Consider the following 16,293-nt stretch of genomic DNA (forward strand, 5'->3'; position numbering starts at 1 on the left):
ATCAATGCCCTAATCCGCGTTAATGATGATGCTGCCAGTTTAATCGCGGCATTCTGCGTTCTCGCTGAGTCCACAGATGCATCAGGGATTTATGCAACGGCAGGGGCCAAGGCCATCCGGAAACGGCTGAGAGTTGGATTGCCCAAAGCCGATAAACTTCTGAAGCAACTGGAATCCGGAGGATTGATTAAAGACCCAAAGAATACCACGGGGAACATCAGAAAAAACATGCCGTGCCGAGAAGGTCGGGCAACCGTTCGCTGGGTGCTTCCTCCGGACGATTCCCGCAAGGTTTGGATTGCATCCTCCTTCGTGAAAGGGTTTGGATCATGGCAAAGTCCGCTCCATACACTTCGTCAGGCGGGAACCGATGCCGCACGAATTCTCATGACCCTGTACCTCTATGAGGATATGCCCACGTACGGTGGTATTGACCCTACCACGGCCATCTATCGCGACTATGAAACCGAAGCCATCTACACCCAACAGACTATGCCATGGCTCTTCCACACGTCTCAAGGGACAGAGTCAGTCAAAATGGCATTTTGTTCGGATCGTCTTGATATTCACGAAAACGCAAACGGGGAAATTCATGAGTTTTGGAGAGCCTTCAAAAAGCTTGTCGATCGCGGGTTCATTTATGAATGCCTTACCGTTTTCACCGGGGTGAAAATCAACGACGACATGTGCCTCCTGTACCCGCTTCATACATTTAACAAGCATGGCCACCCCCCCAAGGGCGAAGAATCTCTGTCGGGAAAGATGAACCGTGTTGCCGACACTTTCGGCCTTAGCGCCTCGGATTCCACGGGCCGTTTCTATGGGAAGTTTTCATTTATCGCCGATGACGATGATGTACAAGCTGTCGGGATCTACCGCCTGCGCTTCCGGAACACAAACAAGGCATTTGATGACGTACTCCACGGGTGGCAGGGAATTCAGGACTCGCACCGACACTGGTCAGAAAAGGCCGACCAATGGATACAGCAAATCCGGGACAAGCAGAAGATGGCAGATTCAGGTTGCTAGGACAAAATGGAACTTCATTACGAATGGATTACCCCTGATAATAAAAGGTGCAATAGCTGTTCGAGCCTATCAATATGTTCAATCAGTTCAATACCCTTCAATAACTCTCAATTCCCCTCTCATAAATGCCATGAGCATAGCCTCCGGCATGGGCGGCACGCATTTGGAAGGAAGGAGGGTACAAAGGCGGCGAAAAATATGCGTGTGCCGTAATTTCTCGCGCGCGCGCGAGAGAGAAAAAATCCGGGAGCTATTCGACGGTCAAAACGGTCTTTGGGTCGGATCAGGTTAAACAGCCCTGAGTCGTCGTTCCCGCCAGCGTAGAGATTCCGCTTTGGGGCTGAACCGTGAATCATGCGGCGGAATCAGGGTTTTCCCATGCAAGTCAATCAAGGCCCGCTGGGAATCGACTCGATCATCAATTCCATCGCGGACATGCCATTTGTTATCTGAGCAGGGGAATATCCATTCCTGATCCATCGCCCAGTGATGATTTTTGCAGAGCGTTAACCCGTTGCGTGGGTCATCATCATGCGATTCTGAAAACGGTATAATATGCGCCGCGTCTACCAACGAAGTTCCCTCAAACCAAATTCTCAACCCGCATGCCGCACATTGAAAGTGGTAGGCCTGTTTTACAACCCGGGCGAAGGCTAAATCGCGAACATCCTCTTTTACTACGCCGGGGGCTTTTTGTTCGCCGCGAAGAGCTTTCGCATAGAGGCCCACACCTTCCTCCTGTTCGGCCAATGCCATCAACTCATCGAAATGCTCAGAAAAATAGCGCCGGATCATAGCCTCCCGGATTTCCTGTCTTACAGATTCTGATAGAAGCGCGGCAAATAGCCCGTCTTCTAGAAAAGCCCCGTCAATAATCTCGGTCATTACGTTCGGGCCACGGGGACGATCCATTACCCGGTACGCAGCTTCTTGTCCGGCTCGTACGGAATGGTGCCAGAACGGAGCCGTTTTCAAATGCCAGAACGGGTTGAGCGGGGTGCAGGAATCCGCCGGGGTTTTTACCACATCAAAATAGCGCTTAAAATGCTCCAGCAGTTCCGGGCCATATTCGATACGATTTCCCGAGGTTTCGCCCCCAGCAATCAAATCGATGACGGCCAGCATCATGATTGCCTTGTGCGGGCTCGTATGCCCGTTCTGCGTATTCATCCGCATAGAGACAAGCTGGTCGATGTACTTTGAATAATCTATCCCTGCCGCATTTGGGGCGAGAGAGACGACATAATCTGCGAAGAGGGGAGCCTGTACAGCCCGGTAACTTTTTTTTCGCTCTTCTGGCGTGGCTCCCTCAACAGTGCATTGATGCTCGGCATGCGCATCCCAGCCAAACGGCCAGTCCTCAAACACATGACCTTTACAAATCGGGCAGAGAACACGCTGGTGCAATACCTGTTCATAGACCAGCTTCTCCGCATTAATGATAACCCCATCATTGTTCCGCTCAATAGAAGGCATGGCCTACTTTCCTTTTCCTAATTCTGCGAGTCGCTGACCCAGTCACCACAAAGCAGTTCGGCCTGCTGGAGGATAGTGCGCGTCGCCTTTTCCTGCCGGTCGGGCGGATAACCGTATTTGCGCAGGATGCGTTTCACCATAACGCGGATTTGGGCCTTCACGGCCTCTTTGGCTGTCCAGTCGATGGTTACGCTCCGCCTGACGCCCCCCACAAGCTCGTGGGCAATCTGTTTGAGCGTGTCGTCACCCAGTTCCATAACAGCGCTGTCGTTGGTTTCTAAGGCATCGTAAAAGGCCACCTCGTCATCAGTCAGCCCCAGCTCTTCCCCGCGCTTCATGGCGGCATTGAACTGCTTGGCGATCTCTACCAGCTCCATAATAATTTCTGCCGCCTCAATAGTGCGGTTCTGGTAGCGCCGGATCGTCTCTTCAATCAGCTCCGAAAACTGCTTCGACTGGATCAGATTAGTGCGGCTTCGTGTGCGGATTTGATCCTGCAACAGCTTCTGCAACATTTCCACTGCGAGGTTCTTCTGCGGCATGCGGCTGAACTCATCGAGGAACCTGTCATCCAGAATAGAGATGTCGGGGCGGTTGAGACCGGCAGCCGTAAAGATGTCCACTACCTCATCGGATGACACCGAACGCGAGACCAACTGCTTGATGGCCTCATTAATTTTTTCCTTCTCGTTCTGTCCGCCGGTTCCCCCTCTCGGGTCGAGCTTGGCGAGCTGGGCAGACACCGCCTGAAAGAACCCGATGTCGTCACGAATAGCCATTGCCTGCTCATGCGTACCAGCCAGAGCAAACGCCTGTGCAAGCTGGCGCGTGTATCCGCGCATGCGCTTAGAGCCGTCCTCCTGAGCCAGCACATGCTCTACCGCTTCGGTAAGACACCTCAGCCTTTCCGCAGGACTTCCATCAAAATAGGGCGACCAGTCAACCCCGTGCATAATCCCGCAGGCAACCTCATACTTTTCGAGCATAATAGCCACGGCTTCCGCCTGATCATATGTCGGGCTCCCCAGTCCGCCATTCTCGGTATAATTGGCCACCGCCTTTTTTAACTGCTCCGCAATGCCCAGATAATCGACCACCAGCCCGCCGGGCTTATCCTTGAACACACGGTTTACGCGGGCAATCGCCTGCATCAATCCATGCCCCTGCATCGGCTTGTCCACATACATCGTGTGCAGAGACGGCACATCGAAACCGGTCAGCCACATATCGCGCACCAAAACCAGTTTTAGCGGATCAGACGGGTCTTTGAAGCGCTGTTCAATATCCTTGCGCACCCGCCCGGTCATCAAATGGCGGGCGTAGCGTTCCGGGTCACTGGCCGAACCGGTCATCACCACCTTAACCGCACCCTTGGCAAAATCCGTGTCGTCCCACTCGGGACGCAGCTTAATAATCTCATCAAACAGGTCTACGCAGATGCGGCGGCTCATGCAAACCGCCATCGCCTTGCCTTCGATAATCTCCGCCCGCCGCTCAAAATGATCCACAATATCCTGCGCCACCAGCGAAAGCCGCTTCTTCGTTCCAACCATCGCTTCGAGCTGCGACCACTTGCGTTTCAGTCGTGACTGCTCGCTGATTTCCTCTCCCTCGGTCAGCTCTTCAAACTCGGGGTCAATATGCGGGCGCTCAGCGGCATCCAGATCAATCTTAGCCAATCGTGCCTCATAATAGATGCGAACCGTTGCGCCGTCTTCCACCGCCTGCTCAATATCATACACGCTGATGTGCTCGCCAAAGATGGCGCGGGTATTGCGGTCGGCCAGTTCCACCGGCGTGCCGGTAAATCCGATAAATGAGGCATGGGGCAAGCCGTCGCGCAGATGGCGGGCAAACCCGTCAATCAGGTCATACTGTGAACGGTGCGCTTCGTCCGCAATCACCACAATGTTACGCCGGTCAGACAGCATCGGAAATTCGGACTCATCCGAGAGCGGCGCAAACTTCTGCATTGTCGTAAACACCACCCCGCCGCTCGACACCTGCAGCAGCTCGCGCAAGTGACTGCGGCTCTCCGCCTGAACCGGCGACTGCCGCAACAGCTCTTCTCCTAACGCAAACGTTCCGAACAACTGATCATCCAGATCGTTGCGGTCGGTAATCACAACCAACGTAGGATTGTCCAGCGCCTGAATAATCTTACCGGCATAAAAAAGCATCGACAGGCTTTTGCCCGACCCTTGCGTATGCCACACCACGCCGACCCGTCCGTCACCGGATTCAACCGATGCCTGCTTCGTGCACTCAACCGCCTTTTGCACCGCATGGAACTGATGATAGGCCGCCAGTTTTTTAATCACCTTGCCGCTGTCATCTTCGAACACCGCAAAATGCCGGATCAGGTCGAGAAACACCAACGGCTCAAATACACCCTTAATCGCTGTTTCCAGCATTGGCATGCCCAAAGGGGCCACCGACTCGCCATCGATCGTTCTCCACGGCAAGAACCGCTCAAAATCGGCAGAAAGCGCCCCCACACGCGCATCTGCTCCGTCCGAGATCAGCAAAACCTCATTATGCGTGAACAAAGACGGAATTTGCGCCTTATAGGTCTGGAGCTGATTATAGGCCGACTTCACATCGGCGCTTTCGTCTGCGGCGTTTTTCAGCTCAATAACGCCCAGCGGCAGGCCGTTCACAAACACCACCATGTCGGGGCGGCGGTTCACATGGTTTTCAACCATCGTGAACTGGTTCACCACCAGCCAATCGTTGTTTTCCAATGTGTGGAAATCAAACAGCCAAACCTTTTCTGTAAACTCCCTCTCGCCACGGAAAAAAGTAACGTCGATTCCTTCCGTCACCATTTTGTGGAACATCCGGTTGTTCAAAATCGGAGTTGGAGCGTCCGCCCGCATCACCTCACGCACCGCCTCCTCAATTGACATACGCGGAATTGTCGGATTGATCTCCAGCAACGCATTGCAGAGTCGATTTTCCAGAACGGCAGAATCATAGCCGGTTCGTTCGGAGTATTCTCCGTCCGGCGCAATGTCCGGCCCCGGCAGATAGCTGTAGCCCAGCTCCACAAACCAATCAATGGTCGCCTCTTCTACAATCGACTCTGAAAATTTAGGCACGATAAAACACCCTCTCTCTTACTCTTTCGCTTTTAGCAGATTCTTAATTTCCACTAAATTCTGATTAATTTGCTTGAGCACCTCCATTACCCCACCCTGATCTATATCCGCCTCTACCGTAGATGGCTCAACAACTGTCACTTGCGGATCATGCAGCCAGTACGTTTTTCCCTGCTCGGGCAGAACAACATTAAGGTTGCGAACACTTTCGTTGTCGCTAAAGCCAATAGTTTTTTTAAACCCTTCTCTGGAAATATTAATTCCATGATTTAGAAATACAGCATTCGTAGCTTCTGGAGACAATCTGGCAAGATGATTGTCTATGATAATCTCAGGCGAGGCATGACCGGAATACCCATCCAGCATCACAATTTTGGCCTTAATATCCTTTGTGTGAATGATAGTTTCACCAAAATTCAACGTTTCCACATATTCGGAATCATTCATCAGCGAAAGCAGCTTGTTCCCATTCGTTCCTCCAGACTGATACCCAGTCAGAGCAACAGTAAACTGCTTATCTTTCAGCACGTTTTCGAGATGATGAAGCACGACACCACCATCACACATACCACTGCTAGAAATAATAATAGACGGCGACCTGCTAAAGGTTCTATATGGAGTCGGTTTATCTCCCGATGAAAAAGTAAAACGCTCGACAGATGACTTCCCATCAATAGCCGCACGAAAAACTTCTGCGCGCCTCTCCGGCTCATCCTCTGGATAATACATGTTTTTATCCTCAGTTCGCTGGGCGAAAAGTTCTTTTTGGTATATTTTCGAAACCTGATTCCCGAGATACGACTCACATCGAATCGGAATGGTCACAAGACGTTTAATCTTCATGAGCTCCTCTGCCACAAAAGAAAGTTGGTCTTGAGACACTAACACTCGCGTTTTTTTACACGACAGCAGCAACTCTTTAATTTCCCTCAGTGCATACTTATGAATGGATTTATCGTCTAGAATTTGAAGTAACAGATCGGGAATAACAGGCTTTTTCCCGGGCTTGAGAATGATTGTCGAAAGGACTGCGTGTTGATCCAGTTCGCACATCTCAGATTCTTCCAGCAACTCCACTAACTCTTTAGGGAGAACCCCGCTCTCCAGCTTCGCAATCAGCGTATCGAGACTAACCCATAGCCGCCTATATTCCGGAGGATGGTTTGGAAAACCTTGTTCTGCGACCGCGATTAGGTCATACAGAACCTCCTGCATGCGATGGATAGAAAATGCCGGAATCAATAGGTTTCGCTGGCCAACAATCAGTTCCTGTTCTACCAGAGTTTTCAAATTGGCCAACCGTTGGTCACGTGAGGGATGGTCCGTAGCCTTGGTGCCACCTTTGGTTGATTCCAAAACAACATAGTTTGTAGTTTTAAACGGCCCCTGCGACTCCTTTAATAAATAGCTGCTGTTAAAGTGATCCGTTGTCGGGCCGATGTCCCCACTGAACAACATACTTTTGAGATATTTCTCATTATCTGGATGCTCTTCCCGCCAAACAACCCCCAAAGAACATGCTCCCAAAATATGTGCCGATCTCAGGGCATAAACGCTCAAGTCTTCATCCAGCCGGAACTGCTGTCCCCACTTAAACCCTGCGCGCTGATCTAAATAATGAAATTTCACCCGCCCCACATCATTGTATCGATAAAGTTCGCCCTTCGTGATTCGAGCAGAGTCCATTAGAACTTCTTTGGCAATTAGGGCTGTAGCCCTTGTGCAATAAACTTTTCCGACAAAGCCCTCTTTATAGAGTCTAGGAATCAAACCGCAATGATCGAGATGAGCATGCGTCAGCAAAACAAATTTCAAACTTTTCGGATCAAATAAAAATGGCTTTTGATTTTCAAATTCGGCGTGCGGCGTTCCCTGAACCATTCCGCAATCCACTAAAAATTGCACATCCTTTGGAGTATAGTGCAAATGCGTACACGATCCTGTAACCTGATCTATTCCACCGCAGAATGTAACCTTCATATATCCCTTTCGCCTATTCCGTGGGGTCTAGTCTTCCACATCTTCCGGTTGCCAGTCACCGACATCCATATTTTTAATGCGCTCGCCAAACACCTTTCGGAATGCTTCCAGTTTTTCGAGCATCCATTCATGCGCCGTTGGCCAGCACCGTTTGTCGTTCGGATCAAAATCTGAATTGCGAAGAACAATATGACTGTTCTTTTTGTCGGGCTTTCCCTGCCACTCCAGCACTTCGCCCAGTTCAGATTCAATAATGGGCTGCTCCTGATACAACAAATTGAAAACCGCCAATCGATCATCTGTATTGTTGATTTGCAGGCAGACGGACATCAGTCCGGCTTGCGTATTCAATAAAGCCGCAGGAAAAGCCTTACTGGTTCCACAACTGAAATTCATCCAATGACAAGCTGCCGGTTTTTGAGGGCGCATAACGGAGCTGTTTTCAAGGACATATTCACGGAACTGTTTCCAATATTCGAGCTGCAACTGTTTGACCGGGGTCAGTTTCTCACTCTGAGTAACGGTCGATGTCCCGCCTTTACCTTTTGTCCACTCGTTGGGCTTAGAGACCGCGTTAAACTTGGGAGCTATAGGGGAATCGCCGATCCGCCACAATTCGATTTCCAGACCGAAGAAACTTATTTCATCGCCGGTGATTTCGTTGAGCCAATCCAAGGCTGCGCGGTGCTCGTCGGTAAAGCGTTTGGCAATCCACACTATGGTTACGGTGTTAAGTCCGGCGGCATAAGTCAGCAGTTGGCCAAGATGAGTGTGGTCGGTGCGTTCGACCTGATTTTCAATCAGCACCCATGCATTGGTTCCGGTGTCCTTGCAGAGAATATCCGCGCGAAACGGCCCAACATCCTTTTCCACCGCCTCCAGTTCCAGATCCAGACCGATGGTGTCACCGAGAAGAGCGAGGTTTTCTTCCCCTGCCAGCCACGGAGTAAAATGCTGCGCCTCCGTCTTCCACACATCCCGTAATTCAACCTTCTGTAATCGTCCGAGCTTCATATAGCCTTCCTCTTAGAGTTGAATCAACCTGTTTTGTTTTAAGAACTCTCCTAACGAGTCCGTATTTGATGGCTTAGGAAAATGAGCGTTTTTGACCATCCATACAATTTGGAATTTACGTCTCTGCTCTTTTGCAGAAAGCATTTTCCTATGAGGGTGAGTTGTTCTCCATTTTTTACAGAAAGCAATTTCTGCTTTTTGCGACCGACTCAACTCGGCATCAAGTGTCGCTATCATTTTAAGAACAATTCCGGATAAGCCCACTACGCCATGAAGGTCTATCTCTACCGGCGCACCAAGAATTGGCGACGAGTGTTTGGGAACCTCTTTAACGCCAAGGGTAGTTGCCGAAGCAACAGCAGAGAAACGAGTGTATGCATCGATCAACCTTTGCGTACAGACACCAGTGCTATGCATTTCACAATTACGAATCTCCTTGAAAAAACGATAGCATAGTAACATTTCCTCTAGTTTTGAGTCTGAATACGACAGCTTGCCACACAAAGAACTATAAAAGTTTGTTTTTAGCACGATTGATTCTTGTTGCGTCAATTCTCGCAACACCGTGGTCACGTCTTTTTTGCCAGCGCCTCGACGTGGAAACTGCAGGCCTAAAGACCGCTCTTTCGAGCTTGCGTTTAGCTCGGACAGAACGGCATCCACCCATCCCTCATAAATGGCAATGATGTTCGTTAAAATTAAACGAGAGAAACTTTCTTTCTGCTCCTCCCAAGAGTGCTCAATGCAGGCTCTACGGAGATTTGCACCATGAATATTTGCCCCCTCTGAGAACCGGCCCTTTAATTGTGTGTTTGTTGCATTAGGTATCGCATCGAGATAGCCCGCAACTTGCCATCTGAGATTCCACATAGCCGTGGCTGTCGGCCACACGAAATCAAAGAGCCCTGTAATTTGTTTGTGTGCGCTATCTGAGGCTGAAAAAAAATAGGTGGCCATACAAAATTCCGTTATACGTTTTTCAGAGCCTTGTTTGCTTCTGTGAAATGAGGGCCAACACACAGCGCGGAATCTTCAAGATCGGGATGTATCATCGAAGTAGAAAAGATAATTTGATGCGGCTCGCCAAACTCTGAAGCCATATCAACTATCTTCTTCTGGAAATTGTGACTTCGAGCCTGCTCCATTCCCTTGTCCTCCATGTTGTCACAAAGCAACAATCGAGGGTAGCGGATGTAACTCAACTCCATAGCAGCAAAAAACAATGCGTAATGGATGCTGTTTTTTAGATAGAAAACAGAACTGGCAGAAAAATTATTCTTCTGATTTACCCCGAACGTATTCAATCGGAAATCAATTTGCACATTATTTACATGCTGGAACTCAGCCTCTCGCGGAAGATCTGCTTCCAGAAGCACCTTTGCGTACTTTGCGATAACATCGTACACCTCCATACTCCTGCTTGCATGACGCATCCGTGCCCGCTTGATTCTGATCTCAAGGGCGCTAATGGTGCCGGTCAAAAGTTCATTCTTTTTGTCTAGGTCGCGTTGGACCTGAAAAACTTTCATCCGTGACAACAGGGATTCTATTTGACTCTCAAGGGTTCCCTTCCGCTCATGTAGTGCATCTTTTTCAGCCGACCTAACTGTTTTGACCGAATTAAGCGATGCCTCCAAATTTGATTTCGCAACACCGAGTTCCTCTTTTATGGTTTTGACTGAGGCCGTAATCTTTTCTAACTCGTCTTTTTTATCAGCATATAACCGCTCGGACTCCTTCTGCTGAAAGACCAACTCTTGCCTCATACGCATTAAGTCTGATCTCGCTTTTTCTTTATCAACGGGTTGCTTGCAAAGGAAACATTCGTCGCCTCCCTCTGATGTCTCAACAGGTTGCATACATGCCGGGCAAATTTTCAGAAAATCTTCTGCCAGCACTTTTTTGACCAGCAAAGCATCATCTATGGCAGCAATACGGTCACTCAATGCTGCCAAGAAGTCAGATGAATCCAGCAGTTGAAATTCCAAAACTTTGATTTGCTCCTGTGCATCTTCGAACGCTTGCCGTTTTTTAATATATGTAGACTTCTGCGCCACTAGTTCTGCACTATCAATTTCGGATGAGCTATCCTCTTCCACCCATTCTTGAGCGTTTATTGTCTCCTGGACTTCAATAAGTTGTAGTTTACTGTTTTCAACCTGACTTTCCAGAAACTCATAACTCTCACCGGCCTGATCGACCGCAGCAAAAACCTCTGAAAATGTTTTCAGCTGGGAGCGTACTTGCTCTAATTCTTTTTGTTTTTTGCGATGCTCAAGTTGGTCTACATACAAATCCTTATCATAAAGACCAAGCAAAAGTTCTGCTATGGTTTCGCGAGTAAGGGGAGAGTCGAATTGCTCTTCTCGAATAAGGGACTGGACATGCGACAACTGGTCTATGTACAGCACTCGTAACAACTGATGCATGGTAATGTTACTGTCATGATCTCCCCATACCTCAGGGAGTCCAATTGCAGAAAACAGAACCTGTGAAAAGCTTTGCTTTTTCTCAGATCGCTTAAACGGAAATACATTCCAATCTGTTTCCGGAGCATTTTCTAGGTCGGCAAAACTCCCCCAAAAAATTTCCATGCTTTGCATGCTTTTTTTCGTTACGAACCGTCTCAGCACCGCAGGTGTTCCATTAATAGAGACCTCCACATACACGGTATCACAAAGGGACGCTTCCAGCTTCCATTTTTTAAAATCTCCGCCCAGAGAAAAGAATAGAAAATCCATAATAGAAGATTTTCCGGAACCATTGTCTCCGCGAATAATATTGACTCCTTCATGGAAATCTAAATCCAGTGCGACCCCTTTATGAGCAAGCACTACAAGCTTATTAACTCTGAAATAACATCTCTCAGGTGTCATACTGGTACTCCATCAGTTTCGTTCTTGCTTTCAACCCGCCATCTCCCGACAGTTGAACTCCAGCCAATTCTTCAACTAAAAATTTCACCACGTCTTGCATGCTTTGCGTTCGAGTAGAGATCGAATCCCTCAGTTCTTTTGGGAGTTCTTTTTTTGTCCGGCATATAACCCCCAGCTGTATTTGAGTCTCGTCAATAACTTCCAGCGCCTGCAAATATTTTACGGCGAGCATCTGGTATGGCTCCGCTCGTTGAAATAGTGATTTGGGATTCCCTTTGTCCTCGTACGATGTCACGGACTTGAAATGCTTTCGATACTTGCGCGCAGACTGCGGCATTTTCATGGCGTTAATTAGCGACGGGAACACCATGTAAAAATCAAGTATCCTCATCTTATCTAACTCATAAGAGTTTTCAGGTGCTTCTTCCAGTAGTTGAAGCATACGAAACACACAGTGACAGGCATCATATAGAGGATGATATAGAAGCATTATTTCAAACCCATTTGATATGGCAGTTGCCGGTTAAAAAATACAGAGCCCCATTTATTTCATCTGCATACAAACACAAGACGTTTTCTCCCAGCCGTTCGATTAGCGGATCAACAATCGAGTCGCTAACTGCTGCCAAAACGTCCTCAGGAGGGCTCCCTGCATTTATCAATGGGTATACCTTTGTATGGTATTTTGAGAATATATCCGCCAGCACATACGCATAAATTTGCTGGGCGGATTCATAAAACTGGTACTTCATTAGTTTCTTGGCGAATGCCTCCTTCACAGAATTAGCATAGCCGATATAGGCGGAATACCCACCATCAACCAATTTGGTTTCCAGACCAATCACGACACCATCGTCATCGACATTAGAAGAAAAATGTTCAAGCCGTTCGATCAGCTCGGTTACCTGTCGGTTATTTTTATATTCCTCTTTAAACTGCGCAATCAAACGCCTCATCACTTCAGGCGTTCTGCTAGGAGCCTCATAGTAATTTGTCACGGACTTATCAATATCCCGCCCGGCCAGATCGCCACCAACTTGGTTTTTTGCTTGAGTAGCCATGGCCATTATTTATGAATATCACGCCCTGCCTGATCACCGCCAACAGCATTTCCTTTTTGAATAACCTTTGAGTTATCCGAGGAGTTTTTGAATCTGTTAACTTTGATAATTAGCCCCGCAGTTCCTAGCGCGCCGATGATGGCAACAATTGCAATACCGATAGTCTTTATAGTTTCACTCATATTATTTTCTCCACCATCTTTTCAACTTCTGAAATTTCCGACATTCCGGAAAATAGCTTGGGACACAGACTGCTTTTATCAATCATCAGGTGATCCCCTTACCGTCCTGTTTTCGTGTATCAAGAGTCGGCATTCGCTGCCCATAAAAAGATTTGTAGTTCACAACCAGATTTAGCGACTCATCCAGAGCGGCTTTAATCTGATTCATCAAACTGCTTTTTTCCTGCCCTCCATCAACTGGGCTTACAACAACCTGACAGACAATATGCTCTTCCCCAACCTGCACTACCTTCCCCGAACCAAACGTCGATGTTTTGCAAGAATTGACTTTCCCATGAGTTTTCAACAGTTCACGTATAAGCTCATTGTTGTAATCACACACCTCACCATCTCTCAGCACTTCGTAGCTAGAGATTATTGCAGGTCCCAACCCGGCATTCCGCAAACGAACAATTAACTCTATCTGATTGTTGCGGGAGTTCTCTTCAGTGTGAATATCCAGAGCAGGCAATACCGAAAGACGATTATGTCGGCGAGTGGCAATGCCCTGCTGTATAGCGACAAACAGAGCACATAAAGCAATGGCATTTTTTGAGAGGAAGTCCCACGCACTCAATACCCAAGTCAAAAATTGAGGAGTGTCGCTCACGCCACACCCTCCACCATCTTTTCAGCCTCTGGGATTTCCAACTCTCCGGAAAGCAGTTTCGGCAACAACGTGTCGCGCAAATCAGAAAGCGTTCTATTTTGTTCAACGTTTCGGGTTATTCGGTCGTACAAGTCGCTTGCGGTTTTATTGTATTCGGCCAGCACATCGCCCGATGGAACAAGCACGGGGATAGGCCGGAAATTCTTTTTGCTGATCTCGGCAAACGTTGTGCCGCTGGCCCGTTGTTTAATCTCATCCATAATAGAGTTGGCCCATTGCAAGACATATGTGTTGGGCAGCGCCTTGTCACAAACCATTGCAATAAAGCCCTGATTGATTGAAATCGGAATTTTTGAAATAGCCAAATACCCGACCGGAGCACGAGAAGACATTAAAACTGTCCCTTCGGGAAGCTGCTTGGAGCTAATTGACTGAACGCCTGCATCTGTAATTTTTCGGTCTGTATCAAGCAGAATAAAATTTGTGAGCTTTGACATATCTTTCGGCGTTGCCCAGTGATGCACCCCGCCATCCCAAAACTCGGGATTCTTTGTGCGCGGGGTTCCTCCGCCCTTAATTGTCACTTGGTTGCCAATCGTCGAAACATCCCACCCTCTGGGAATCGGGCCGAGTTCCGAGGGTTGGAAACTGTCGGGGAATTTTTTCCGAACATTGGAAAAAATTTCCCCAAGGGCTGGACGCAGTTTCGCACGGCGCTCGGCCTTTTCGGCCAGCTCTTCAGGAATTGGACTTCCGGCGGCACGGGCGTTGTCGATAACTGGATCAAAATCAACAAACCACGATTTAAAAAGCGCCTGCGCCATCGCCTCCTGCGTCTCATTCATTTTCCGGTTCAGCTCAATCTTGTCATCTAGTGCCCCTAGAATATCCACGATTGCTTTTTGCTCTTCAACCGGCGGGAGACATACCGACTGTGTCGCAAGCTCACGATAATATATACGGACACGAACAGAACCAACCCCTGCTGATTCCGCCCAGCTCTTCCAAGAGGCACATTCGGTTAATAGGTATAAATATTCTGGAAGTATCTCCTTCTCATCACAGGAGAAAACCACATAGTCGGGACTAACGAGGCCGTGCAAATGCCGTTTAGAGCAAAATCCGATTGAGCCGATATTTAATCGCATTGGATTATACGCAAACATACCCGGAGCAATCCGCTTGTATCGCTCAAGGCTGCTCGATAAATATTTGGCATTGGGTGTTAACCCAACCTGCCGGTCAACCCCATAGACAGGCACTCCTGATGTTGCCCCTTTGCCACACCGAACTGTGGACTCCTTGATCACGTCGCCAAGCAAGCAACTACGCCACATCTGTTTCTTAGACATCAAAACCACACCTTTTTAACGCGCGACAAACCCTCTGATCACACTCCTTGGACTTCTCCATAAGCTGAGAAAGTTCCGCGCAAAGGCCATTCATCTTGTTTTCAAAAATAACATACTCCTCTTCTTGCGCCTCAGAACCAACATAACGCCCCGGTGTTAAAACATAATCGTTCTTTCTAATGTTTTCTGTGGGTACAACCGCACAAAACCCTGTGACATCCGAATAGGCTGTAGACTCGTCGCGCCCTGTCCATGAGTGATATGTCTGAGCAAGCACACTGATTTCATCTTTGGTTAGCTCCATGTGCGTGCGGTCCGCCGGAGCGCCCATCTTGCGAGCATCTATAAATAGAACCTCACCTTTGCACCCTTGCCGCTTTTTGCGACGTAAAAACCAAAGACAAACCGGAATCGGTGTTGAGTAAAACAACTGACCGGGCAAAGCAACCATGCAATCGACCAGATCAGCATCGACCAGTGCTTTGCGAATGTCGCCTTCGCCGCCGGTGTTGGAACTCATTGATCCGTTGGCCAAAACAAAGCCTGCCGTTCCGCTGGGAGACAGGTGATGCACCATGTGCTGCACCCATGCGAAGTTGGCATTTCCCGCAGGCGGAACTCCATGCGTCCACCGTTTGTCATCTTTGAGCTTTTCGCCGCCCCAGTCGGAAATATTGAAGGGCGGGTTGGCGAGAATGAAGTCGGCCTTCAGGTCGGGGTGCTTGTCGTTATGAAACGTATCAGCCCACTGGTCGCCCAGATTGCACTCGATTCCGCGCAAAGCCATGTTCATGCGAGCCAGTCGCCATGTCGTTGGGTTGGACTCCTGTCCATAGACTGACAGGTCGGTTTTCTGCCCGCCGTGAGCTTCGGTAAATTTTTCGGATTGCACAAACATCCCGCCCGATCCGCAGCAGGGGTCATAGATGCGGCCTTTATACGGTTCGAGCATTTCAACCAGTGTGCGCACCACGCAGGCAGGAGTATAGAATTCGCCACCGCCCTTGCCTTCTGCCGCCGCAAACTTGCCCAGAAAATATTCGTAAATGCGCCCCAGCAAATCCTGCTCTTCGTGATGCCCCATCATGTCAATGGTACTGATCAAATCAATCAGTTCGCCAAGGCGACGCTTGTCCACTTCGGGCTTGGCATAATTTTTCGGCAAAATGCCTTTGAGAGATTTATTTTCCTTTTCGATCAGGTCCATCGCGTTATCGATGGTCTGACCAATGGTGGGGCGCTTGGCTTCCTTCTGGATCACTTCCCAGCGCGCAGTTGACGGCACCCAGAAAACATTTTTGGCCGCGTATTCGTCTCGGTCTTCCAGTACGACCAGTTGGTCTCTTTCATTCCGGGTGTGGTATTCACTATCGGGATCGCCGGTTTCCTGAATCAGCCAATCGCGCTGCTCACAAAACTTGTCAGAAATGTACTTTAAGAAGATCAGGCCGAGAATGATGTGCTTGTACTCAGAGGCATCCATACTGCCGCGCAGTTTATCCGCCGCCAGCCACAGCTTTTCTTCAAAGCCGATATTCGCCCCCGTCTGCTTTTTCGCCATGTCGTGTCCTTA

13 protein-coding genes are annotated in these 16,293 nt (G+C 48.8%); 1 reads left to right on the forward strand and 12 read right to left on the reverse strand.

Annotated elements, in window-relative coordinates; genetic code table 11:
• Nucleotides 1–228 precede the first annotated feature (228 nt).
• Entirely contained in the window at nt 229–1,029 is an 801-nt protein-coding gene (locus GT409_RS04640) for a hypothetical protein (RefSeq protein ID WP_160627393.1), read from the forward strand.
• A 288-nt stretch (nt 1,030–1,317) separates the two neighbouring features.
• Here the strand turns inward: GT409_RS04640 and GT409_RS04645 are convergent, their stop codons facing one another.
• The 12 genes from GT409_RS04645 to GT409_RS04700 form a co-directional block, all read right to left on the reverse strand.
• The gene (locus GT409_RS04645) at nt 1,318–2,505 is read right to left on the reverse strand and encodes an HNH endonuclease (RefSeq protein WP_160627395.1); all 1,188 of its coding nucleotides are present in this window, start codon (nt 2,503–2,505) and stop codon (nt 1,318–1,320) included.
• A gap of 17 nt (nt 2,506–2,522) precedes the next feature.
• On the reverse strand, nt 2,523–5,606 hold the full coding sequence (locus tag GT409_RS04650; protein ID WP_160627397.1) for a type I restriction endonuclease subunit R: 3,084 nt from the start codon (nt 5,604–5,606) through the stop codon (nt 2,523–2,525).
• A gap of 18 nt (nt 5,607–5,624) precedes the next feature.
• The gene (locus GT409_RS04655; RefSeq protein WP_160627399.1) at nt 5,625–7,586 is read right to left on the reverse strand and encodes an MBL fold metallo-hydrolase; all 1,962 of its coding nucleotides are present in this window, start codon (nt 7,584–7,586) and stop codon (nt 5,625–5,627) included.
• A gap of 27 nt (nt 7,587–7,613) precedes the next feature.
• Entirely contained in the window at nt 7,614–8,600 is a 987-nt protein-coding gene (locus GT409_RS04660; RefSeq protein WP_160627401.1) for a DUF4268 domain-containing protein, read from the reverse strand.
• Between the two features lie 12 nt (nt 8,601–8,612).
• Nucleotides 8,613–9,557 (reverse strand): hypothetical protein, encoded by a 945-nt coding sequence (locus GT409_RS04665; RefSeq protein ID WP_160627403.1) that lies wholly within the window; start codon nt 9,555–9,557, stop codon nt 8,613–8,615.
• 11 nt (nt 9,558–9,568) lie between these two features.
• Nucleotides 9,569–11,476: an AAA family ATPase gene (locus GT409_RS04670; RefSeq protein ID WP_160627406.1), complete on the reverse strand. Its 1,908-nt coding sequence runs from the start codon at nt 11,474–11,476 to the stop codon at nt 9,569–9,571.
• Nucleotides 11,466–11,918 carry an ABC-three component system middle component 5 gene (locus GT409_RS04675; RefSeq protein WP_160627408.1) on the reverse strand — a complete coding sequence of 151 codons (453 nt, stop codon included), beginning with the start codon at nt 11,916–11,918 and terminating at the stop codon, nt 11,466–11,468. Before GT409_RS04675 ends, GT409_RS04670 begins: the two co-directional genes overlap by 11 nt.
• Nucleotides 11,919–11,970: 52 nt before the next feature.
• Nucleotides 11,971–12,537, reverse strand: a complete 567-nt coding sequence (locus GT409_RS04680; RefSeq protein ID WP_160627410.1) for an ABC-three component system protein — start codon at nt 12,535–12,537, stop codon at nt 11,971–11,973.
• 5 nt (nt 12,538–12,542) lie between these two features.
• The gene (locus GT409_RS04685; RefSeq protein ID WP_160627412.1) at nt 12,543–12,719 is read right to left on the reverse strand and encodes a hypothetical protein; all 177 of its coding nucleotides are present in this window, start codon (nt 12,717–12,719) and stop codon (nt 12,543–12,545) included.
• Nucleotides 12,720–12,804: 85 nt separating this feature from the next.
• Nucleotides 12,805–13,368, reverse strand: a complete 564-nt coding sequence (locus GT409_RS04690; protein ID WP_160627414.1) for a hypothetical protein — start codon at nt 13,366–13,368, stop codon at nt 12,805–12,807.
• Complete coding sequence (locus GT409_RS04695; protein WP_160627415.1) at nt 13,365–14,720, reverse strand: restriction endonuclease subunit S; 1,356 nt, start codon at nt 14,718–14,720, stop codon at nt 13,365–13,367. Before GT409_RS04695 ends, GT409_RS04690 begins: the two co-directional genes overlap by 4 nt.
• Complete coding sequence (locus tag GT409_RS04700; RefSeq protein ID WP_160627417.1) at nt 14,713–16,281, reverse strand: class I SAM-dependent DNA methyltransferase; 1,569 nt, start codon at nt 16,279–16,281, stop codon at nt 14,713–14,715. Before GT409_RS04700 ends, GT409_RS04695 begins: the two co-directional genes overlap by 8 nt.
• Between the last annotated feature and the right edge of the window lie 12 nt (nt 16,282–16,293).

Origin of the sequence: Tichowtungia aerotolerans (assembly GCF_009905215.1) — a bacterium.
Lineage (GTDB): Bacteria > Verrucomicrobiota > Kiritimatiellia > Kiritimatiellales > Tichowtungiaceae > Tichowtungia > Tichowtungia aerotolerans.